A 7,128-nucleotide genomic window follows, 5' to 3' on the forward strand; every position below is an offset into this window, starting at 1 on the left:
GAGCTGGACCTGGCGCGCCTGGTGGCGCCGGTGGTCCCGGTGGCCACGGCCCTGGTGGGCCGGGCGGTCCTGGTGGACCTGGCGCACCGGGCAGCCCCGGCGGACCTGGCGCACCTGGCAGCCCCGGCGGACCGGGTGGAGCTCATGAGCCTGGTGGACCGGGCGGGCCTGGCGGCCCCGGTGGCCCCGGTGGTCCCGGTGGCCCCGGTGGCCCCGAACCTCACGGGCCGGGTGGTCCCGGTGGACCGCCACCGCCGCCATACGTCCAACACGGTTTCTACGACCGGCCTGGACCCCAGATGGGCGGCCCCAGGGACGTCCCCCACGGGTTCAGCGCGCCCGATCACGGGGCGCCGCCTCCACCCCGGGAACACGGATTCGGCTGGAACGGTGGGCCTCCGCCCGGTGCTCCGCCGCCGTTCTGGGACGGACCGCCGCCTCCAGGTGGCTGGGGCGGGCCTCCGCCTCCCGGTGGTTGGAACAGCCCATGGAACGGGCCGGCGCGCGATCTCGCAATCGCGCAGCGCGATTTCGGGCCGTTCAGTTACAGCGGGTACAACGCGATTCCGGTGTTCAACCCGCTGTTCGGCGGCTGGGGCTTCTGGCTCTTCGGTCTCTGGGTCCCGCTGTACTGACCCAAGCGCACGACTGACCTCTCGTCTTCGATGCACTAGCTACGAAGACGAGAGGTTCGTCGTGTTTGGCCCGGTCCGCGAAACGGCCCCGAGTCGCCGCGTCGCGGCTGGAAAGAATGCATACGGCGAGAGTCCGGTGCAAGAATGTCCGGCGTGGCTACGTACCAAGGTAGGGCGCTCGCAGATGTCAGTCTCACCGGACGCGACTTAGGGGAGGCGCTCGAACTATTCATTTCCCGACGTGATCCGAGCCTGGAGAACATTCAGATCAAGCGCGCGACCCCGACGGGTGACGTGGACACGCGGATGCAGCCCCACAAGCGGTGGTACGAAGTCGTTTTCGAGGTCGACGACAACCCCGATGACGACGAAGACGCTGACGACGAACCCTTCGAGGCACGTAAAAAGGCGGAGGCGAAGGCCAGAGCAGCGGAAAAAGCGCGAGTGAAGGATTGGACAGGGCGTAAGCAGACGGTGTTCCCGCCTAGCGATAGGTGGCCGGAAGCCAATCAGTGACGCGAATCGAGCTTCATCGCCGATGATGTAAGGCAGCAGACCCAAAGGAGTGTGGCTGACGTGTCGGTACTGGATCGAGCTCGTGGGATGCGCGACCTGGTCTCCGCCGAGGCTGCGGAATCCGAACGTTTACGAACGCTCTCGCCGGCGATCGTCGACGAGATGTGGGCCTCTGGCCTGATGGTGGCGTTCAACCCGAAGGCAGCCGGCGGAGTCGAGCCGTCCTTCGAGGAGATGATCGATACCTGGATCGAAATGGCATGGCAGGACGGTTCTTTCGGCTGGATCGGGATCGCCAACCTGCCGTCGACGTTCGCCGCGGCCACCTACCTTTCCGACGAGGGCTTCGATGAGATATTCACCAGGAACGACAGCCGCATCACCATCGGCGGTCAGTACTTTCCCAACGGTCAGGGAGCAGCAGTCGACGGCGGCTACCGGTTGAGCGGTGCGTGGAGTTTCGGCTCCGGCACCGGACACTCGGCCTACATCGGCGCCGGCTTCTTCCCGATGGACGACGGTGAAATGCGTTGGGTCAGTGAGGGCATTCCCGACATGCGGGTCGCGTTCTTGCCTCGCGAGGACGTCAACTTCACCGACGGATGGCATGTCCAGGGGCTCAAGGGCACCGGCTCGTACGACTACAACGTCGCCGACGTGTTCGTGCCGGAATGTCGAACCATGCCGCTGTTCGCCCGTGAGCCTTTCCGCGGAAGCTCGCCAGCCAGCCGGATGGGCCTGATGCCCATCACCGCTGCCGGCCACGCCTCGTTCGCCCTCGGGGTCGCCAAGAGCATGCTCGACGACGTCGAGGAACTCGCGGCCACGAAGGTGCGGATGAGCGATATGGCGACGCTGGCCAGCCGTCAGACCTTCCAGAAGGGTCTCGCCCACCACGTGGCTGCCTGGCGGGCGGCTCGGCTGCTGGTCATCGACGCCTTTTCCACGGCAGAGGCAGCGGTTGACGCAGGCAACGACTTGACGCCCCAGTTGCGCGCCGACATGAGGGTGGCGGCGGTGTACGCCACCGACACTGCACGGGCGGCCGCCGAATGGGCGCATCTGGCGGCTGGGACCACCGCGATCCGCGAAGGTAGCCGACTCGAGCGCGCATTCCGTGACATCTACACCGGCACCCAACACGCGTTCATCAGCGAGAAGGTGGCAATGGACGTCGCGCAGATCTGGCTGGGCATCATCGATGACCAATTCGGACTCTGATTGCGGGGCGGCCCAATTCGAGAGGATTAGCCATGGTGAGCGTCGATCGCGCCCGTTCACGCACGTTCGTCGTCACCGGTGCGGCGTCGGGGATTGGCCTGGCTACCGCCGAGCGACTGCTGGCCGAAGGCGGCAGTGTCGTCGGCGCCGACCTGGCTGCCCCTCCTGACCTTGGCCCCGACTTCCGGTTCGTGGCCGCCGACATCACTGACGAGGCCGCAGTCGGAGCCGTGTTCACCGCTGTGACGGACCGGCTCGACGGCGTGGTGCACGCCGCCGGGGTCGCGGGCGGAGGCCCGGTGCATCTGCTGGACCGCGCCGAATGGGAACGGGTGATCGCGATCAACCTCACCGGCACCTTTCTCGTCGCAAAAGCGGCTCTGGCCCGAATGATCGAACAACCCCGGGTCGACGGCGAACGGGGTTCGATCGTGACGTTGGCCAGCATCGAAGGTCTGGAAGGTACCGCGGGTGGCAGCGTCTACAACGCCGCCAAGGGTGGTGTCGTGATGCTCACCAAGAACATCGCGCTCGACTACGGCCCAAGCGGTATCCGGGCCAACGCGATCTGCCCGGGCTTCATCGAAACACCATTAACCGAAAGCGTTTTCGGCTTGCCGGGGATGGAAGGACCGCGAGCCTCGGTCACCGAGGAGCACGCCCTGCAGCGGATGGGCCGCCCAGAGGAGATCGCCGCGATGGCGGCTTTCCTGGTGTCGACCGATGCGTCCTTCGTCAGCGGCCAGGCAATCGCCGTGGATGGCGGTTACACAGCCGGCCGCGATCACGGGGTGGTGCAGCTCTTCGGATTTCCGACCTGAGGGGGCGGGTTCATGTCGGACAAGTCGACGATGCAGTTAGCGTGCGAGGAACGCCAGGACTTTGTCGATTTCCTCGATGGACTCTCCGGAGAGCAATGGGAGCAACCGAGTTTGTGCGAGCTCTGGCGAGTGCGCGACGTCGTCGCACACGTCGTCAGCTACGAAGAACTGAGCCGCTGGCAGGTAGTGCGCCGGTTTGCCAAGGGTGGGCTGCGGCCCCTGCGGATCAACGCGCTCGGTGTCGCCGAGTACGCGCCGCGCGAGCCCAAAGAGCTCACGCAGCTGATGCGTGCCTCGATACCGCCGCGAGGACTCACTTCGGCATTCGGAGGCATGATCGCCTTGGTCGACGGCATGATCCATCACCAGGACATCCGGCGGCCGCTCGGTCAGCAGCGGGTCATCCCGCCGGACCGCCTGCGCAGGGTGCTGAACTATGCCCTGACGTCGCCGGCGACTCGCGGCGCCCACCGAACTCGTGGCGTGCGACTGGTCGCCACCGACCTGGACTGGAATCACGGTGACGGACTCGAGGTCACTGGCCCGGCAGAAGCGTTGTTGATGGCGATGGCCGCGCGGCCGGACGCCTTCAGTCAATTGACCGGGCCGGGTAAAGAGCTTCTAACCCAGCGCATTTGCGGCTAGAGCACCAACGCGCGTCAGTCGACGAGGATGCACGTCGACAGCGCAGCGTCCACGCTGATATCGACGGGCAGCGTCTCACTGAGACCACACGCCTTCAGGATCCGGGAGACGACCGGCTGGTTGCTCACCAGCCGCATCTCGACTCCGCGATCACGACAGCGCTCTGCCTCCTCGGCGAGCGCGGAGTATGCGCAGCACCCCATGAAGTCCAGGCCGCTGATGTCCACCACGAGCGGTCCAGGGGCAGCGGCGGCTGCTGCCGCCTCGCTCAGCAGGCGTCGCCAAATGGCGTCGTTGGATGCGTCCAGTTCACCGCCGGCGCTGACGATCACGGCCAAGTCGCAGCGTTCGGTCGTCGCTCGCAGGGTGCTCCGTGCTTGCGCCAGTTCAGAAATCAACCGACTGCTCAGCATCAACGGATGGAAAGAAGGGTCGGCAATAGCAAAAGTGCTCATAAGTGCTCCTGATCCGAAGGCGCTCCGCGCCTCGATAGGGAAGCCGGCCCTAGAAGCTTAAGACTGACGTTCAGTTAGGAGATATAACCTTTATAACAGAACGGCATCGAACTGTCCATGCGAAACCGCCTGAGAATTGGGTGAGAACGCCGCGAACCGGGATCTAATGAGCGAACTTTTATCGGGGGATCCCGAGCGTAGATATCGCCATTATGTGCGTGGTCAGAAGCAACGTGACGAACTCCCTACATCAGCAAACCTGCAGGCGTACAACGATTTTCATTCGCACCGCTCAACGCCGCATACCGCGACTGTCTCGGGCGACGCCGCGGTTCAGGTTGCCCAGGTAGCTGTTTAGCAAATCTAGAAACGTAGATGCGCAATTACCGGCGGATTTTTTGTCCGATATTGAAAAGAGGAATGGATCCTTTGCTATGCCATGAGTGGCCGGCATCGACGACGATGACGAAATGTGTGGGACGTTTTCCAGTCCCGACGGCGTTCATGCGGCGGTGGGGTCGGACTCGTCGGAGTGTTCTGCCTCGAGGTCGGCAATCGCGCGGGACGTGCGCTCTCGCAGCAGGATTGCAGCGATCGCCCCGAACACGACGGCGAGAAGTAAAGCGATCCAAGAAAATCGAGTCAGCCAGCGTTCAGCGGCTATGCCCGCGTAGTACACCAACGCTGTGGTGCCGCCGGCCCAACACAGCGCGCCCGACACGTTTGCAACTAAGAACTTTGCGTAGCGCATTTTCAGCGCCCCGGCTAATGGCCCGGCGAATATCCGTAGCAGCGCGATGAAGCGTCCGAAGAAAACCGCCCGTGCGCCCCAGCGATCAAACAGCCGTTCAGCGAACATGACATGTCCGGGACCGAAATGGTGTGGGAAGCGCCGACCCAGCCGGTCGAACAGCGGCAGCCCTAGGCGGCGGCCAATGGCATAGCCGGTCGAGTCGCCGATCACGGCGCCGATCACGGCGGCAGCGCCGACACCGACCGGGTTGACCGCCAGCTCGTGCCGCGACGACAGCAGCGCCGCGCTGACCAGAACGATTTCACCGGGCAGCGGAATACCCAGGCTCTCCACGCCGACGACGGCGCCGACCATCCCGTACACCGCCAGCGGAGGGATCGACTGCAGGAGCGCATCCACGGTCATGGGTTAAGGATGCCCGACCTTTCACAGCACGTTACGGCGGCGGTACCTTTCCGTCATGCGAACAACGGCGCAGCGGGCTGTCGGCGCCTCGGCCCGCATCGCGGCTGACTACCAGGGCAGATCGGGAGCCACATGACCACTGGCCGTTACGACGAGGGCATGGCCGTGCGTCGCGAAGTGCTCGGCGACAGCTATGTGGAACAGGCGAACGCCAAGACCACCGACTTCACCCGGGACTTCCAGCAGATCGTCACCGAATTCGCTTGGGGCACAATCTGGGCGCGACCCGGCCTGGATCGCCGGAGCCGTTCGGTGATCACGCTGACAGCGCTCATCGCCCGCGGGCACCTCGACGAGCTCGCCCTGCACCTGCGGGGCGCACTGCGCAATGGATTGTCGCGCGAGGAGATCAGAGAAGTGCTGCTGCAGGCGGCCGTGTACTGCGGCGTCCCGGATGCCAATGCCGCGTTCCGCGTCGCGCAGCGGGTGCTCGATGAAGCTGACGGGCAACCTGATTCGCGGTGACGAGCGGTTGAAGTGAGCCCCGTGCGGGCCGTCGATCTCGCGATCGTCATCGTGGCGACCAGCATCGCGTGCCCACCGTCGGCCGGCGTCATAGCGGCATCGGTCGTGGCATTCGTGGTGCTGGCTGTCCAGATCGTGATGGTCCGGCCGGGTCTGACCCGCTGTTCAGATCAGCTGCTGGCCGGCTTGGACACACCGCGCTCGCGAGGTCATTACGTCTACGTCGGACTCGAGGCAATCAAGGTGCTGGCCTTGGCCGCGGCCGGACTTCTTCTACTATCCAGTTAAGGAACTTCCGAAGAGCTCTGGGCCGACCAAAGGACTGATGATGGACTCCGTTTCGCTGACCAGCCTGGCTGCAGAACAACTCAACCAGGCGCGGCAGGCACGCAGTGGCCGCGCCTCGCACACTCTGCATGGCGGACACACCCACGAACTGCGGCAGACCCTGGTGGCGTTACTTGCCGGGCAGGAACTCTCCGAACACGACAGTCCCGGGCAGGCATCGCTGCAGGTCTTGCAGGGACATGTGCACCTGACCGCCGGCGCCGACAGTTGGGATGGCAAGACCGGCGACTACGTGGTCATTCCTCCGCAACGGCATTCCCTACAGGCAGTAGACGATTCGGTGGTCATGCTGACCGTCTTCAAAAGCCTCCCTTCGGTTTAGCCCGATGCTGTCGACGCCCTGGTCTCGGGCGATGGGCCTGCGCGTGCCCATCGTCAACGCCCCCATGAGAGGCGTAGCCGGTGGACGCCTGGCCGCCGAGGTCAGCGCCGCGGGCGGACTGGGCATGGTCGGCATGGGCACCGCAGGGTCGACGTCGTCGTTGCACGCCGAATTGCCGCATGTGGCAGAGACATTCGGAATCGGCCTAGTGGACTGGGTGATGCGAAAAGAGGTGGGCCTTTTCGAGGCTGCACTCGCCGCGCAGCCGGTGCTGATCTCGGTCAGCTTCGGCACCGACCTGTCCTGGGTGAGCCGCGTGCACGATGCCGGAATCGCAGCTGCTACGCAGGTTTACAACGGGGCCGAGGCATGCAGAGCGCAAGACGCCGGGATCGACCTGATCGTGGCTCGCGGCAGCGAAGGTGGCGGCCACGGGGATGCGACGATCGGCACGCTGCCGCTGCTCGACGCGGTGCTGGAC

The 7,128-nt window shown here is 64.9% G+C and carries 11 protein-coding genes; 9 read left to right on the forward strand and 2 right to left on the reverse strand.

All coding sequences use genetic code 11. The features are described 5' to 3' along the window. From WAN02_RS15000 to WAN02_RS15020, 5 genes are all read left to right on the forward strand, one after another. Positions 1-635 (forward strand): MAP_0585 family protein (locus tag WAN02_RS15000; protein WP_422264991.1); only part of this gene is annotated, 635 nt, incomplete at its 5' end. Positions 636-788: 153 nt separating this feature from the next. Beyond that, positions 789-1,151 (forward strand): hypothetical protein, encoded by a 363-nt coding sequence (locus tag WAN02_RS15005; RefSeq protein WP_422264992.1) that lies wholly within the window; start codon positions 789-791, stop codon positions 1,149-1,151. 87 nt (positions 1,152-1,238) lie between these two features. Next, on the forward strand, positions 1,239-2,372 hold the full coding sequence (locus WAN02_RS15010) for an acyl-CoA dehydrogenase family protein (protein ID WP_422265001.1): 1,134 nt from the start codon (positions 1,239-1,241) through the stop codon (positions 2,370-2,372). 32 nt (positions 2,373-2,404) lie between these two features. After that, complete coding sequence (locus WAN02_RS15015) at positions 2,405-3,193, forward strand: SDR family NAD(P)-dependent oxidoreductase (RefSeq protein ID WP_422264993.1); 789 nt, start codon at positions 2,405-2,407, stop codon at positions 3,191-3,193. A gap of 30 nt (positions 3,194-3,223) precedes the next feature. Continuing rightward, positions 3,224-3,838, forward strand: coding sequence for a maleylpyruvate isomerase family mycothiol-dependent enzyme (locus WAN02_RS15020; protein WP_422265002.1), 615 nt, complete (start codon positions 3,224-3,226; stop codon positions 3,836-3,838). A gap of 14 nt (positions 3,839-3,852) precedes the next feature. On the opposite strand, the gene WAN02_RS15025 is transcribed toward WAN02_RS15020, so the two are convergent. Beyond that, a complete protein-coding gene (locus WAN02_RS15025) occupies positions 3,853-4,293 on the reverse strand; it encodes an anti-sigma factor antagonist (RefSeq protein WP_422264994.1) in 441 nt (146 codons plus the stop codon). A gap of 502 nt (positions 4,294-4,795) precedes the next feature. Next, positions 4,796-5,452, reverse strand: a complete 657-nt coding sequence (locus WAN02_RS15030) for a DedA family protein (RefSeq protein ID WP_422264996.1) — start codon at positions 5,450-5,452, stop codon at positions 4,796-4,798. 132 nt (positions 5,453-5,584) lie between these two features. Between WAN02_RS15030 and pcaC the strand changes: the two genes are divergently transcribed. The 4 genes from pcaC to WAN02_RS15050 all read left to right on the forward strand — a co-directional run. Beyond that, a complete protein-coding gene (gene pcaC / locus WAN02_RS15035) occupies positions 5,585-5,977 on the forward strand; it encodes a 4-carboxymuconolactone decarboxylase (RefSeq protein ID WP_422264997.1) in 393 nt (130 codons plus the stop codon). A 12-nt stretch (positions 5,978-5,989) separates the two neighbouring features. Beyond that, positions 5,990-6,265, forward strand: a complete 276-nt coding sequence (locus WAN02_RS15040; protein WP_422264998.1) for a hypothetical protein — start codon at positions 5,990-5,992, stop codon at positions 6,263-6,265. Between the two features lie 40 nt (positions 6,266-6,305). After that, positions 6,306-6,647: a cupin domain-containing protein gene (locus tag WAN02_RS15045; RefSeq protein WP_422264999.1), complete on the forward strand. Its 342-nt coding sequence runs from the start codon at positions 6,306-6,308 to the stop codon at positions 6,645-6,647. Between the two features lie 4 nt (positions 6,648-6,651). Then, positions 6,652-7,128: nitronate monooxygenase (locus WAN02_RS15050; protein ID WP_422265000.1), on the forward strand; the 477-nt coding region annotated here is incomplete at its 3' end.

Origin of the sequence: Mycobacterium sp. (assembly GCF_049281135.1) — a bacterium.
Lineage (GTDB): Bacteria > Actinomycetota > Actinomycetes > Mycobacteriales > Mycobacteriaceae > Mycobacterium.